General features: G+C 66.1%; 14 protein-coding genes. 10 read left to right on the forward strand and 4 right to left on the reverse strand.

Features of this window, described 5'->3' with window-relative positions:
• Positions 1–68: 68 nt before the first annotated feature.
• On the forward strand, positions 69–719 hold the full coding sequence (locus ACN0V4_RS09285) for a GntR family transcriptional regulator (RefSeq protein ID WP_417675301.1): 651 nt from the start codon (positions 69–71) through the stop codon (positions 717–719).
• A gap of 143 nt (positions 720–862) precedes the next feature.
• Here ACN0V4_RS09285 and ACN0V4_RS09290 read toward each other — a convergent pair whose 3' ends face one another.
• On the reverse strand, positions 863–1564 hold the full coding sequence (locus ACN0V4_RS09290) for a type 1 glutamine amidotransferase (RefSeq protein WP_417675303.1): 702 nt from the start codon (positions 1562–1564) through the stop codon (positions 863–865).
• A 96-nt stretch (positions 1565–1660) separates the two neighbouring features.
• Between ACN0V4_RS09290 and ACN0V4_RS09295 the strand changes: the two genes are divergently transcribed.
• From ACN0V4_RS09295 to ACN0V4_RS09310, 4 genes are all read left to right on the forward strand, one after another.
• Positions 1661–2920: a cytochrome P450 gene (locus tag ACN0V4_RS09295; protein ID WP_417675305.1), complete on the forward strand. Its 1260-nt coding sequence runs from the start codon at positions 1661–1663 to the stop codon at positions 2918–2920.
• A 10-nt stretch (positions 2921–2930) separates the two neighbouring features.
• A complete protein-coding gene (locus ACN0V4_RS09300; protein WP_417675307.1) occupies positions 2931–4220 on the forward strand; it encodes a glutamine synthetase in 1290 nt (429 codons plus the stop codon).
• 10 nt (positions 4221–4230) lie between these two features.
• Positions 4231–4548, forward strand: a complete 318-nt coding sequence (locus ACN0V4_RS09305) for a 2Fe-2S iron-sulfur cluster-binding protein (RefSeq protein ID WP_417675309.1) — start codon at positions 4231–4233, stop codon at positions 4546–4548.
• 119 nt (positions 4549–4667) lie between these two features.
• On the forward strand, positions 4668–5378 hold the full coding sequence (locus ACN0V4_RS09310; RefSeq protein ID WP_417675311.1) for an FkbM family methyltransferase: 711 nt from the start codon (positions 4668–4670) through the stop codon (positions 5376–5378).
• A 101-nt stretch (positions 5379–5479) separates the two neighbouring features.
• Here ACN0V4_RS09310 and ACN0V4_RS09315 read toward each other — a convergent pair whose 3' ends face one another.
• Genes ACN0V4_RS09315 through ACN0V4_RS09325 form a run of 3 tightly spaced genes read right to left on the reverse strand, consistent with a single transcriptional unit; the run spans position 5480 to position 8270 of the window.
• Complete coding sequence (locus ACN0V4_RS09315) at positions 5480–6835, reverse strand: aminotransferase class III-fold pyridoxal phosphate-dependent enzyme (protein WP_417675313.1); 1356 nt, start codon at positions 6833–6835, stop codon at positions 5480–5482.
• Positions 6835–7494 carry an HAD-IA family hydrolase gene (locus ACN0V4_RS09320; RefSeq protein WP_417675315.1) on the reverse strand — a complete coding sequence of 220 codons (660 nt, stop codon included), beginning with the start codon at positions 7492–7494 and terminating at the stop codon, positions 6835–6837. The genes ACN0V4_RS09315 and ACN0V4_RS09320 overlap by 1 nt, the downstream gene beginning before the upstream one ends.
• On the reverse strand, positions 7491–8270 hold the full coding sequence (locus ACN0V4_RS09325; RefSeq protein ID WP_417675317.1) for an IclR family transcriptional regulator: 780 nt from the start codon (positions 8268–8270) through the stop codon (positions 7491–7493). The genes ACN0V4_RS09320 and ACN0V4_RS09325 overlap by 4 nt, the downstream gene beginning before the upstream one ends.
• Positions 8271–8425: 155 nt before the next feature.
• Here ACN0V4_RS09325 and ACN0V4_RS09330 point away from each other — a divergent pair, with 155 nt between their 5' ends.
• The 5 genes from ACN0V4_RS09330 to ACN0V4_RS09350 are packed head-to-tail and all read left to right on the forward strand — an operon-like array spanning position 8426 to position 14168.
• A complete protein-coding gene (locus ACN0V4_RS09330; protein ID WP_417675319.1) occupies positions 8426–9364 on the forward strand; it encodes a tripartite tricarboxylate transporter substrate binding protein in 939 nt (312 codons plus the stop codon).
• A 55-nt stretch (positions 9365–9419) separates the two neighbouring features.
• Entirely contained in the window at positions 9420–9950 is a 531-nt protein-coding gene (locus ACN0V4_RS09335; RefSeq protein ID WP_417675321.1) for a tripartite tricarboxylate transporter TctB family protein, read from the forward strand.
• On the forward strand, positions 9950–11572 hold the full coding sequence (locus ACN0V4_RS09340; RefSeq protein ID WP_417675323.1) for a tripartite tricarboxylate transporter permease: 1623 nt from the start codon (positions 9950–9952) through the stop codon (positions 11570–11572). Before ACN0V4_RS09335 ends, ACN0V4_RS09340 begins: the two co-directional genes overlap by 1 nt.
• Positions 11542–12921: an aldehyde dehydrogenase family protein gene (locus ACN0V4_RS09345; RefSeq protein ID WP_417675325.1), complete on the forward strand. Its 1380-nt coding sequence runs from the start codon at positions 11542–11544 to the stop codon at positions 12919–12921. Before ACN0V4_RS09340 ends, ACN0V4_RS09345 begins: the two co-directional genes overlap by 31 nt.
• A 14-nt stretch (positions 12922–12935) precedes the next feature.
• Positions 12936–14168 carry a Tm-1-like ATP-binding domain-containing protein gene (locus tag ACN0V4_RS09350; RefSeq protein ID WP_417675327.1) on the forward strand — a complete coding sequence of 411 codons (1233 nt, stop codon included), beginning with the start codon at positions 12936–12938 and terminating at the stop codon, positions 14166–14168.
• Positions 14169–14451: the final 283 nt, after the last annotated feature.

Genomic DNA, 14451 nt, shown 5'->3' on the forward strand with positions numbered 1-14451 from the left:
GGCCATGCGCCCGGATTGCACAGCCGGCGCCGGGGCCTTACCTTGGCGCGGCAGCAACCGGGGCAGGCATGGCGGGACAGACGGATCAAATCGTCAGCGCGATTCTGGCGGATATCGACGCCGGACGGCTGAATCCCGGCGACGTGCTGGAAGAGGCGCCGCTGATGCAGACGCATGCGGTGTCGCGCACCCCGGTGCGCGAGGCCTTCATCCAGCTTGAGACCGCCGGGCTGATCCGCCGGTTGCCGCGCAAGGGGGCGGTGCTGTTCAAGCCGACGCTGGAGGAGTTCCTCGGCATCCTCGAGGTGCATGTCCGGCTGGAGGGGCAGGCGGCCGGGCTCGCCGCGCGGCGGCGCACGCCGGACCAGGCCGCGAGGCTGGACGCGGCGGTACGGGCCTGCGAGGCCCATGCCCTCGCCAAGGGCGATGGCGATCCGGATGGCTACTACCAGCTCAACCTGCACTTCCACGAGGCGGTGGCGCTGGCCTCGGGCAACCCCTTCCTGGTCGAGATGATCAAGACCAACGCGCGCAAGCTGATGGCCTATTACCGGGCGCAATACCGCTATCCCGGTGCCATCGCCGCCTCGGCGCGGGAGCACCGCGAGATCGCCGATCTGATCGTGGCGCATGATCGCGACAGGGCCGAGGCCGCGATGGTCGCCCATATGGAATTCGATCAGGCCACGGTGATGGATCTGCTGGTGGTGCTGGGATAGCGCCCGACTGTCGGACGCATCGCCTGGGGCATCTGTCGGATTTCCGTATTTGGAACGAGAAGAAGCAGGGGCGCCCCCATCTTCTTCTCGTTCCAAATACGGGCGCCGCAGGCATCCCGGCGGGCGCAAGGCCGTCGGGATTGTCAGGCTTGAGGGGCGCGGTCCCCTTCGAAGAAGCGCGCGATGCTCTCGGCGAAGGCGCCCGTGTCGGCAGGGTCCGAGAGCGAGGCCAGCGCGCGGGCGGTGACGTCGGGGCCCAGCTCTGTGGCCATCTCGCCGGTCAGGTCGGTGATGAACTCGCGGTCCATCTCCGGATGGTGCTGGGTGGTGTAGATGTGGCGCCCCAGCGCGAGGCCGGCGATCGGGCAGCCTTCCGAGCAGGCAAGGACGGTGGCGCCCTCGGGGGCGCGGATTACCTGTTCGCTGTGGCTGCCGTAGAGCCGCACCACATCGGGCAGGTCGCGGGCCCAGTCGGGGCGGGTCAGCATCCGGACGTGCAGCAGCCCATGCGCCCAGCCGCCGGGGTTGTCGCCGACCGCACCGCCCAGGGCCAGGGCGATCGCCTGATGGCCGAAGCAGATCCCCACCAGCGGTTGCCGGCGCGTCGCCATGTCCCGGATCAGCTCGAACAGCCGCAAGGTCCAGCCGGCGCCCGAGCGGGTCGAGGCCGGGCTGCCGGTGATCAGCGCCCCGTCGAAGCGGTCGATCTGTTCGGGAAAGACACCGTCCTTGACCGGAAACACCGTCGTCCGCCAGCCTGGGCGCACCAGGTGGATCAGGTCGGTGAATTTCGTGCCATCGTCCGGGTGGCGCCTGGCAAATGCGCTTTCATCCGTGTTCGTCATCAGAATGGCCAGATGCATGGGCGCCCGCCGGAATTCTTGTTTACATATTTATGAAGCCTCATAATATACATATGACGCTGACGCAGGAAAGCCCCGATGACCCTCTGGACGCCGACCGACGACGGATTTGCCGATCTGACCAGCCACGACAGCTTTGCCGAAGGGGCGCCGCACACTACCTTTGCTCGCCTGCGGCGCGACGATCCGCTGCACTGGACCGAATATAAGGACGGGCAGGATTTCTGGTCGGTCACCCGCCACGCCGATATCGCCGAGATGAACAAGAACACCGCCGTGTTCTCTTCGGCCCGCGGTATCCGGATGGAGGATCAGAGCTATGAGGAATACCTCGCCCGTCGCACCTTTCAGGAAACCGATCCGCCGGAACACAGCCAGACCCGCATGCTGCTGATGCGGGCCTTCTCGCGCCCGGTCATGGCGCAATACGAGGAGGATATCCGCGCGCTCTGCGACGAGATCCTCGACACCGCGCTGGAGCAGGGGACGTTCGACGCCACCCGCGACATCGCCCGGCAACTGCCGATGCGGATGTTGGGCCGGGTGCTGGGCCTGCCCGAGGCGGACCTGCCCTGGCTGGTCGAAAAGGGCGACGCGCTGATCGCCAATACCGATCCCGATTTCACCACCCATGTCCTCGACAGGATGGACACCGACGCATTCCGCATGATGCCGTTCAATTCGCCTGCCGGGGCCGAGCTTTATGCCTATGCCAAGGATCTGATGGCAGCCAGGGCGGCCTCGGGCGAGAGCGAGAGGGTGCTGCATCTGATCCGCCAGCCGGCGAAGGACGGCTCGGTGATCTCGGAGACAGAGTTTCGCAATTTCTTCTGCCTGCTGGTGGCCGCCGGCAATGATACCACCCGCTATTCCATCGCCGCCGGCATTCAGGCGCTCTGCCATCAGCCCGAGCTTCTGGGCCAGATGCAGGCGGGCGGCGACATCTGGGACACCGCGCCGGACGAGATCATCCGCTGGGCCACTCCGGCGCTCTATTTCCGCCGCACCGCGCTCAGTGATTACGAGATGCACGGCAAGACCATCAAGGCGGGCGACAAGGTGCTCTATTGGTTCGCCTCGGCCAATCGCGACGACAGGGTGTTCGATGATCCGTTCCGGGTGAACCTTTTCCGCACCCCCAACCGGCACATGAGCTTCGGTCAGGGTGGGCCGCATGTCTGCCTCGGCATGTGGCTGGCGCGGCTCGAGGTGCGCGTCCTGTTCCAGGAGCTTGCCAGACGGTTGAAATCCATCGAACCTGCAGGCCCGCACAGGTTCCTGCGGTCGAACTTCGTCGGCGGGATCAAGGAATTGCCCGTCACCGTCACCCCGGCCTGAGGAGAGCCCGATGAAACCCCGCCTGCGCGCCCTGTTCTGCGATCACCTCAGCATCATGCGCGGCAAGTATCTGCCGCAGTCCAAGATCGGCGACGACGGCACCCGGTTCTGCCGGTCGGTCTTCGGCACCCATTACGACCGCGATCTGCTGAATGCGCCGGGCGCCATGGTCTATCAGGGCCTGCCGGACATGGAGCTGAAATGGCGCCATGACGACATCCGCGACAGTTGGGACGAGAATACCCAGATCGTGCTGGGCGATCTCTATGACGATGCCGGCGAACCGCTACCGCTCTGCCCCCGTGGGGCGCTGAAACGCGCCGTCGCCGCCTGGGGCGAGATCGGGTTGAAACCCAAGGTCGGGATCGAGCTTGAGGCCTATGCGCTGCAGGGGGATGAGGCCGGGCGGCTGGAACCCTATGATACCCCCGGCGGGGTGGTCTATGGCACCGGCCCCTTCGCCGATCCGCTGCGGTTCAACGACCGCATCTGGGAAATGGCCGATCGTCTGGGCTTCTCGCTCGACATGGTCACGGCGGAATTCGACGCGCCGCAATTCGAATATACGCTGACCTTCGATGATGCGGTCAAGGCGGTCGACGATATCGTCCTCTTCCGCCTGATGGCGCGCGAGGTGGCGCTGGAATATGGCGTGGTGCTGACCTTCATGCCGAAGCCGATCGCCGAGGCCGGCGGGTCGGGGATGCACATCAATTTCTCCTTCGCGGATGACGCGGGGGGCAACGCGCTTTCCTCCGGGCCCAAGGGCGGGCCGGAGCATATGAACGATCTGGCGAAGAACTGTCTGGCCGGGCTGTTGCATCATCACAAGGGGTTGGCCGGGCTGATCGCCCCCACCGCGAATTCCTATCTCAGGCTACAGCCCGGGTCGCTGTCGGGCTATTGGAGGAACTGGGGCGGCGATCATCGCAACGTGACCACCCGGATTTCTTCGGAAGGCGGGTCGAAGGCGCGGCTGGAACACCGGATGGCGGACGCCAGCGCCAACCCCTATACCGCCGTCGCCGCCGTGTTGCAGGCCGCGCTTCTGGGGGTGAAGACCGGCTATGCCCTGCCACCGATGGAAACTGGCGACGGGTTCGAGAGGACCGATGCCAGGGACGGCGCCGCCAACGACCTGAAGGGCGCGGTGGATGATCTCGAGAAGGACGTCGCGCTGACGGCGGCGGTCGGTGCCGATCTGGTCGCCAACCACGTCTTCATGAAGCGGAAGGAGGCGCGCAAGACCCGCGATCTCGAAGGCGACGCGCTGCGCGATTTCTACGTCTATTTCATCTGAGGGGGCGGCGATGCACGTGATCTGGAAACTGCCCGGCGGCGGAGAGATCGCCGCCGAGGTGGTCGAGGGGCTGAACCTGATGGAGGCGGCCGTCGCCAATTCCGTGCCCGGGGTGATCGGCGAATGCGGCGGCTGCCTCAGCTGCGCGACCTGCCATGTCTTCGTGGCCGAAGACTGGGCGGATCGCGTCGGCGGCCCGGGCGAGACCGAGGATGTGATGCTCGACATGGTGGCGGGGGAGCGCCGCCCCTCCAGCCGGCTCAGCTGCCAGATCATCGCCGCCGCCCGGTTGGACGGTCTGGTGCTCGAGGTGCCGGAGGAGATTTGAGCCGTCGCGGGTGATGCAACTGAGGCGCTTTCGGACGCAAAGCGGTGGCTGCCGGCTTGCCTTCGCCCACGCCGCCCCGCAGGATGCGCCGAGCGTAACGAGAGATCCGTGGTAAACCCATGACCCAGCAGACTGAAATTCCCGATATCGCCGCCGAATGCCTTGGCGTCAAAGTGCCCGCCTCGCGCTTTCTGCACGACAAGCGGATCGAGCGGATCAATGCCGCCGAATACGAGGGGCTGGAGATGGCCGGCGCCCTGCATGTGGTGGGCGAAGACGACGTGGTGCTGGAAATCGGCGCCGGTATCGGTCTGGTCGGCGCGGTGATCGCCGCCAATGCGAAACCGCGCCTGGTGCGCTCGTTCGAGGCCAATCCCGAACTGATCCCGGCGATCGAGGCGCTCTATGCCGCCAATGGGCTGGGCGATCGGATCTCGGTGCACAACAAGGTGCTGGTCAGCGCGCCCGAGCGGCCCGAAAGCATGACCTTTCATATTCACAGCAGCTATCTCGGCTCCTCGCTGATCGAGCCGGAGAATCGCGAAACCCGTGCCGTCGAAGTGCCCACCGCCAGTTTCCAGGAGGTCTGCGCCGATCTGAAGCCGACGGTCCTGGTGATGGATATCGAGGGCGGCGAACGCGATATCCTGCTGCATGCCGATCTCAGCCCGTTCCGCGCCATGGTGCTGGAATTCCACCCCAACGCCTATGGCGTCAGCGGGATGCGTGAATGCAAGAATGTCCTGCGCGAGGCCGGCTTCGAACGGGTGGCCGACAAGTCCACCCGCACGGTCTGGACCTGCGTGCGCGAAACGGCCCCGGCGGCGTAATCCGCGCGCCCGGGCCTTTTTCTAGCTGAAAATATCCCCGCCGGAGGCAGCGCCCGGAACGGGCGCATCGGCCCGCCGACAGGCGGGCCTTGCTCTGCGGTTCAGCTCGCCGCCGCCAGCCCCTTGTCGAGCGCGGCAAGGATCACGTCGATATCGGCTTCGCTGATCACCAGGGCCGGCGACAGGATGACATTGGGGCCCGAGACCCGCACCATGGCGCCCGCCGCATAGGCGACCTCCTGCACGGTGTTGATCGCGGGCTTTGCGATCGGGGTCTTCTTGGCGCGGTCGCTGACCAGCTCCAGCGCGCTCATCAGGCCGTGGCCGCCGCGCACGTCGCCGACGATGTCGTATTTCTCCTGTAGCGCCAGCAGGCCCTGATGGATCTGGGTACCCCGCGCCGCCGCGTTCTGCGCCACATCGAGCCGCTTGGTCTCGGCCAGACAGGCCAGCGCCGCCGCCGCCCCCACCGGGTGGCCGGAATAGGTATAGCCATGGCCGATCGACGCGCGGCCGGTCTCGTCCGTCTCGAAGACCTCGGCCACATGGTCGGCGATCATCACCGCGCCGAAGGGGAAATAGCCGTTGGTGATCGCCTTCGCCGTGGTCATCATGTCGGGCCGCACGCCCCAGTGCCGTGACCCGGTCCAGGAGCCGGTGCGGCCGAAGGCGGTGATCACCTCGTCGGCGATCAGCAGGATGCCGTGTTTCGAACAGATCTCGCGCACGCCCGGCATGAAGCTCTCATGTGGCGGGATCACCCCGCCGGCGCCCAGCACAGGTTCCATGATGAAGGCGGCGATGGTGTTCGCGCCCTGAAAGGCGATCTCGTCCTCGAGCGCGGCAAGGCAGAGCTGCGCGAGCTTCGCCGGGTCGCTTTCGTTGAACGGGTTGCGATAGGTATAGGGCGCCGGGATGTGGAAACAGCCGGGCAACAGCGGCTCGTAGGGCGCGCGGAAGTTCTGGTTGCCGTTGACCGAGGCGGCACCGAAATGGGTGCCGTGATAACCCTTCTTCAGCGACAGGTACTTGATCCGCCCGGCCTCGCCCCGGATCTTGTGATACTGCCGCGCCAGCCGCAGCGCGGTTTCGACGGAATCGCCGCCGCCCGAGGTATAGAAGGCGCGGCTCAGCCCGTCGGGGGCGAAGAAATCGCGCAGCTCTTCCGACAGTTGGATCACCGCATCATTGGTGGTGCCGCGAAAGATCGAATAATAGGGCAGGGTGTCGAGCTGGGCGGTGATCGCATCCTTCACCGGCTGGCAGGAGAAACCGAGGTTCACGTTCCACAGCCCGCCGACACCATCGACCACCTCATGCCCGTCGACATCGGTGATCCGCACGCCGGTGCCGCCGGTGACGATGGTCGGCGGGTTCTTCAGGCTGTCGGCGGGATGCGCCATCGGATGCCACAGCGACCGGGCGTTATGCTCTTTCAGGAAATTGGCGTCTTTCATCAACACAGCTCCTTGCTGAGGCCGAGCATCTGCAGGGCCTGGGAATAGCTCGTCGCCGGATCGGCGACGTCGAAATGGACATGCGGCAGGCCGACCGCCGCGGCGCCGGCGATATTGCGGCGCTGATCGTCGACGAAGACGCAGGCCGCGGCGGGCAGGCCCAGTTGGTCGAGACAGGCGGCATAGGCGCGCGGATCGGGCTTGAGGATGCCGGTATGGGTGGCGTCGACGATGACGTCGAAATCGGCCAGAAACGGCAGCCGGTCGCGAAAATCGGCGCCATAGAACAGATCAAGCTCGTTCGACAGGATGGCAAGCCCCAGCCCCGCCGCCTTGACCGTCGCGATGGCGGCGCGGAATTCCGGGCGGATCACCGCCTCGGGATCGGCGCCACGGGCGGCGCGAACGAACTGGCTCATCTCGGTCCAGTCCTTTCCCACCAGCCGGCCCACCTCGGCCGCGCGGGCCTGCCAGTAATCGCGTTCGGTGATCGCGCCCGCCTGCATCTCGCGCCAGAGCGCATCGGTCTCGGGCGCGAAGGGCCCCTGCCAGGTCAGCGTGCCGGGGGCCAGCCCGAGTGCCGCTTCGCTCAGCGCATGGGTTTCGAACAACGTGCGGGTGATCACGCCGCCGAAGTCGAGGATCAGCGCGCGGTTCATGCGGCCACCTGCCGGGGGTAATCGGCCGGGCAGAGCCCGCCGATGCCTTGCGTCAGATCAAGCGCGGCGCGGCGCAGTTCGGCCCGGATCAGGGCGCGGGCCTGCGCTGTCATCCGGGTGACCGGGGCGGCGACGGCGATGGCGCCCAGCGGCCTGCCATCGGGGCCGAAGATCGGGGCGGCATGGGAATGGACATCGGCCTCGAACCCGCCGATGGATTCCGCGATGCCCTCGGCGCGGATCGCCGCAAGCTGCGTCCGGATCGCCTTGGGATCGGTCAGCGTGTCGGCGGTATGGGCAACCAACGGGCGGGCCAGAACCCGGTCGACAAAGGCGGGATCGGCGAAGGCCAGCACCGCCAGCCCGGAGGCGGTGCCGTGATAGGTGACGACCTCGGCATCCTCCATCATCACCTTGGTGGCGTGGCGCGGGCTATAGGCATGGGCGATGGTGTTCAGCACCTCGTCCTTGGCGAGCGAGACATGGGTGGTCTCTCCGGTCGCCGCGCTCAGCCTGTCGAGCATCTGCCGCGAGACGCTCAGAATCGGCACCGCTACCTCGCGCAGCGCGGCCAGGCGCAGAACCTCCGGCCCCAGCCGATAGGCGCGCTCCGGTCCGGCCTGTTCGACGAATCCCGCCTCCTGCAACTCGCTCATCAGGCGATAGGCGGTGGCCTTGTTCAGCCCCGATAGCCGCGTCAGATCGCTCAGCCCGATCTCGGTTCGGGTCTGGTTGAAAAATGTCAGCAGAGACAAGGCTTTGGTGACTGTTCCCATGGGGTCTTCCTGTTTCGTCCCCGGTCGTGCGGCGTGGCGGCTGGGCGATCCGCTGCGGGGTATTCGGCAATTTTCTTGACAGATCGGCAGACGGGCTGTCAATCTAAATCAAACCAATGGTTCGAATAATGAACCGATCGACAAGGAGGTCCAGAATGAAACTCACCCACGCCCTGATCGGCGCGGCTGCGGTGGCCGTGACGACGGCCGGTGCGGCCCTGGCCGACTATCCGGAAAAGCCCGTCAATTTCATCGTGCCCTGGCCGCCGGGCGATCTGGAAGACGTGCTGACCCGGATGATCGCCGAGGACTTCCAGAAGGCATACGGCGTCGCCGCGGCGGTGGTGAACAAGCCGGGCGGTGGTGGTGGCCCCTTTCCGGGCGCCATCGAGGTCGCCAATGCCCCGGCGGATGGCTATACCATCGGCTCCTTCGTGATCGGTGTGCCGGTGGTTGGCCATCAGATCGACATCCCGCCGCTGACGCCCGCCAAATTCGATCCGCTGGGGATCTTTCTGACCTATCCCTTCGTGATCGCCACCAGCGGCGACGCGCCCTATTCGACGATGGAAGAGCTGGCGGCCTATGCCAAGGATCACGATGTGGCGCTGGGCCATTTCGGTGACGTGCTGACGCCGACGCAGGTGACCAAGGCCTTCGCCAAGACCGCCGGCTTCGAATTCGCCTCTGACGCCGCCTTCGACGCGCTCGATTGCAACACGCTGGCGAGCGGAGATGCCGATGTGATCAACACCACGCTGCAACTGATCCTGCCCTGCCTCGACAGCGTCAAGGTGCTGGTCTCGATCACCGATCAACGCATTCCTCTGATCCCCGACACGCCCACCATCGGCGAGCTTGAGCCCAGCCTCGACATCGCGCTGTGGAATGGGCTTTTCGTCACCAAGGACACTCCGCAGGACGTGCGCGACAAGATCATCGCGGTGGCCAAGACGTCGATGCTGAGCGATCGCGCCCAGGCCGTCGCCAAGGAGACCGGCGCGCTGGTCTATTGGCAGGACGCCAAGGAGAGCGAGGCGCGCATCGCCAAGGATATCGACACCGTGGCCCGCATTGGCGAGCTGCTGAATTGATCGGGCAGGGGCCGGGGCACATCGCTCCGGCCCTGTTTCTTCGGGGGCAATCCGCATGACAACTGAACGCGAACGCCGTTTCGCCGCGCCGCGCCGGGGGCAGTTGGTCTTTGCGCTGGTCTTCGTGGCGCTGTCGATCCTGCTGCTGTCGCAGATCGGTCACCAGACGGTCTGGGCGGCCAAGACCAAATTCTTCGCCCAGCCCAGGTTCTGGCCGGCGGTGGGGCTGGGCGGCATGGCGGTTCTGGGCGGGCTGCACCTGTATCACCTGCCGTGGAAGCGGTTCACCTCCAGCGACCGGGTCGAGTTGAGACGCTGGGCCGAGGTGCTGGAATACGCCGTCTGGTTCATGGCCTATGTGCTGCTGGTGCCGGTGATCGGCTATCTGCTGGCGACGCTGATCTTCATGCCGGCGCTGACCTGGCGCATGGGCTATCGCAGCCGGTTGATCCTGTGGTCCAGCGTGGTCTTCGCGGTGGCGGTGGTGGTGCTGTTCAAGACCTTCCTTTCGGTCAAGATCCCCGGCGGCATGATCTACGAATACCTTCCCGGCGCGCTGCGCGGCTTCTTCATCCTGTATCTCTGATGGACATCTTTCTTTCCGCACTCGACATCCTGATGCGCTGGGACGTGGCTCTGGCGCTGCTGGTCGGCTCGGTCGGCGGCGTGCTGATCGGCGCCATCCCGGGCGTCGGTCCCGCGGTGGCGATCGCCATCCTGCTGCCCGCCACCTTCTCGATGGATCCGATCGTCGGGCTGACGGTGCTTCTGGGCATCTACGGCAGCTCGATGTACGGCGGCTCGATCCCCGCCATCCTGATCAATACGCCGGGCACTGCGGTCAATGCGCTGACCACCTACGACGGCTATCCCATGACCTCGCGGGGGGAGCCGAAGCGGGCGCTGAGCCTGGCCTATTCGTCGTCGTTCTTCGGCGGCATCTTCTCGGTGCTCTGCCTCATCCTCTTCGCCCCGGTGCTGGCCAAGGTGGCGCCGATGTTCGGCAGCCGCGAGATCTTTCTGGCCGCGCTTCTGGGCATCGTTCTGGTCGTCGTGGCGCACCGGGGCCAGTCGCTGATCGCCGGCGCCCTGGCCTGTTTCGGCATCTTCCTGCAGACCATCGGCATGGAGCCGGTGAAATATTCGCAGCGCTACACCTTCGATCAGCCCTTCCTGCAGAGTGGCATCAATCTGATCGTGGTGGTTCTGGGACTCTTCGCGCTGAGCCAGGCCTTCGTTCTGCTGACCACCGAGGACGAGAAGATCCGCACCACCAAGCTCAGGGGCGGCGGGCTGTTCCAGGGGCTGCGCGAATTGGCGCGGCATCCGCGCGTCGCCACCGTTTCGGCCAGCTTCGGCGTGCTGATGGGGATGATCCCTGGCGTCGGCGAATTCACCGCGCAATTCATGTCCTATACCTATGCGCAGCGCACCTCGAAGCGGCCGCAGGACTTCGGGCGCGGGTCGTCCGAGGGGCTGATCGCGGCGGAAACCTCGAACAACGCGGTGCCGGCGGCGGCCATGGTGCCGCTGCTGGCGCTCGGCATCCCCGGCGAGGCGCTGACGGCGATGATGCTCAGCGTCTTTTACGTGCACAACGTGGTGCCGGGGCCGGCGCTGTTCCAGAACGACATGGATTTCGTCGTGGCGCTCTATATGGCGCTTCTGATCCTCAATGTGCTGGTGCTGATCTTCCTTCTGTTCGCCACCAGGTCGCTGATCCAGGTCGTCAAGATCCCCAACCGGTTCCTCGGGGTCTGCATCCTCGCGCTCAGCTTCGTCGGCGTCTATTCGCTGCGCAACTCCGCCACCGACTGCGTGCTGGCGGCGGTCTTCGGGCTGGTGGGCTATGTGCTCAAGCGGCTGTCGCTGCCCAGCGTGCCGATCATCCTGGGCATGGTCCTGGGCGGCATCATGGAGGTCAAGCTGCGCGCCGGCATGGCGCGGGTGAAATCCCCGCTCGATATGATCGACCGTCCGGTGTCGTTCATCCTGTTTCTCATCATCGTCGCAGTCCTCGTGATGCATGTCCGCCGGATCTGGCTGGAGCGCCGCGAGGTGAAGGAGGCCGAATGGCAATTCAAACGCAGATCGACAAGCTTCGGCGCCATGCTGTTGCGCCGCAGAAGCTCTTTCTTGACGGAACGTGGCAAGCTGGTTCGGGCGCGCCGGTTGGAGTGGTTTCGCCGATTGACGGGTCTGTTCTGACCACCCTTGAAGGGGCGAGCGCTGCGGATGTCGACCGCGCTGTCGCCTCGGCGCGCCGCGCCTTCGAGGATGGTCGCTGGTCGCGTCTGGCGCCCGCCGCGCGCAAGACCGTGCTGCATGCCATCGCCGACCGGATCGAGGCGGAGGCGCTGGAACTGGCGGTGCTCGGCATCCGCGACAACGGCACCGAATTCAACATGGCCTACAAGGCCGAGCCGGGCAGCGCCGCGGGCACCTTCCGCTATTACGCCGAGGCGCTCGACAAGGTGGGCGGAGAGATCGCGCCGACCGCGCCCGACGTGCTGGGGCTGGTGCACCGGATGCCGGTGGGGGTGGTGGGCGCCATCGTGCCCTGGAACTTCCCGCTGATGATCGGTGCCTGGAAACTGGCCCCCGCGCTTGCCATGGGCAATTCGGTGGTGCTGAAACCGGCCGAGACCGCCTCGCTCACCCTGCTGCGGCTGGCCGAGATCTGTTCCGACTGCGGTTTGCCCGACGGGGTGCTGAACGTGGTCACCGGCACCGGGGTTGAGACCGGTTCGGCGTTGGCCCATGCGATGGATGTCGATGTGCTGGCCTTCACCGGCTCCGGCACCACCGGACGGCGGCTCTTGCAGGCCTCTGCCGCCTCGAACCTCAAGCGGGTCTATCTGGAGCTTGGCGGCAAATCCCCCAATATCGTCTTTGCCGACGCCCCCGATCTGCAACGGGCGGCGAAGGTTTCGGCCAGCGGCATCTTCCGCAACTCCGGCCAGGTCTGCGTGGCGGGTTCGCGTCTGTTGGTGGAACGGTCGGTGCATGATGAGTTCGTGGCGCTTCTCCAGGCGGAGGCCGAGGCGCTCAGGGTCGGCGATCCGCTCGATCTGAACACCCATGTCGGCGCGGTGAATTCCGAAGACCAACTGGCCCGCAACCTGTCGTTCATGGAGACGGCCATGGCCGAGGGCGGCCAGATCGTGACCGGCGGCGCCCGCATTCTTGAGGAAACCGGCGGCACCTATATGGCGCCCACCATCGTCACCGGGGTGACGCCGGAGGCGACGCTGTTCCAGAGGGAGGTCTTCGGGCCGGTGCTGGCCGTCACCCCCTTCGACACCGAGGCCGAGGCGCTGGCGCTGGCCAATGCCACCGACTTCGGGCTGGCGGCGGCGGTCTGGACCGGCAACCTCAGCCGGGCGCATCGGATGGTGGCGGGCATCCGGGCCGGCGTCGTCCATGTGAACACCTATGGCGGCGCCGACATGACGGTGCCGCTCGGAGGCGTCAAACAGTCCGGCAACGGCCATGACAAATCGCTGCATGCGCTCGACAAATACGTCGATCTGAAAACCGCCTGGATCCAGCTGTGACCGAGGACCGCGCCATGACCGACAAGACCATCCTCGTCACCGGCACCTTCGACACCAAGGAGGAGGAACTGAATTACCTCTGCGCCCGCATCCGGGCGCAGGGCGGCGGGGTGCTGACCATGGACGTCTCGGTGCTGGGCGATCCGTCGCAACCCACCGATCTGACCAAACATCAGGTGGCCGAGGCGGGCGGCAGTTCCATTCGGATGGCGATCGACAGCGGCGACGAGAATATCGCCATGCAGATCATGGCGCGCGGTGCCGCCGCCCTGGCGCGCCGGCTCTATGACGATGGCCGGATCGACGGGGTGATCGTGCTGGGTGGCACCATGGGCACCGATCTGGCGCTGGATCTGTGCGCCGCGCTGCCTTTGGGGGTGCCGAAATACATCGTCTCGACCGTTTCCTTCTCGCCCCTGATGCCGCCCGAACGGATCCCGGCGGATGTGCAGATGATCCTCTGGGCCGGCGGGCTCTATGGGCTGAACTCGGTCTGCAAGGCCTCGCTCAGCCAGGCCGCCGGCGCGGTGCTGGGAGCGGCGCGGGCGGTGGAGAGACCGACGCGGGACCGGCCGCTGATCGGCATGACCTCCTTCGGCAAGACGGTGTTGCGCTATATGGTGACGCTGAAACCGGAGCTGGAGAGGCGCGGCTACGAGGTCGCGGTGTTCCACGCCACCGGCATGGGCGGGCGGGCCTTCGAATCGCTGGCGGCCGAGGGCGCCTTTGCCGCTGTGCTGGATTTCGCCCCGCAGGAGGTTTCGAACCACCTTTTCGGCGGCTTGAGCGCGGGCGAGGATCGGATGACCAATGCCGGCCGCGCCGGCATCCCGCAGATCGTCGCGCCGGGCTGCTATGATCTGGTCGATTTCGTCGGCTGGCAAGCCACGCCCCCGGCGTTGGCGGGCCGGCCCACCCATGCCCATAATCGGTTGCTGACCTCGGCGGTGCTGACGGCGGAGGAGCGGCGCCGGGTGGCGCGGGCGATCTGCGACAAGTTGGCGGCGGCCACCGCCCCGGTCGTCATCCTGCTGCCCAAGGGGGGCTGCAACGAATGGGACCGTCCCGGCGCCGATCTGCATGATGCCGAAGGGCTCGCCGCCTTTTGCGAGGCGATGGAGTTGGCCTGTCCACCCAATGCCCGGCTTGAGCCGATGGCGGCCCATATCAACGATGCCGAATTCTGCGCCCGTACCCTCGCGCTCTTCGATGCCTGGGTCGAGGCCGGGGTGATTCCACGCCCCTGACGCCTGTTTCCTATGCAGCGCGTCGGCGTCGGCGCGGCAAGCCTGTGCCGCGTCGCGGCTTTCTTTCGCGCGGTTTCCGCCGGTTTTACCGCTCTGCCGTAATAATCTTGCGTCCTGAGGCTTGGCTCTTGATCTTCCTTGCGGCTTGCGCCTATCGTGCGCCAGCCTGGCGGAATTTCATTCCGCACAGCGAAATCTTGAGGGGGATATTGGCCGGGCGCGATTGCCGCGTGGGAGGAGACCGCCGGAGACGCAGCCGAAATGACGCAATGTTGCGCTTTGC

Origin of the sequence: Pseudodonghicola sp. (assembly GCF_048268305.1) — a bacterium.
Classification (GTDB): Bacteria; Pseudomonadota; Alphaproteobacteria; order Rhodobacterales; family Rhodobacteraceae; genus Pseudodonghicola.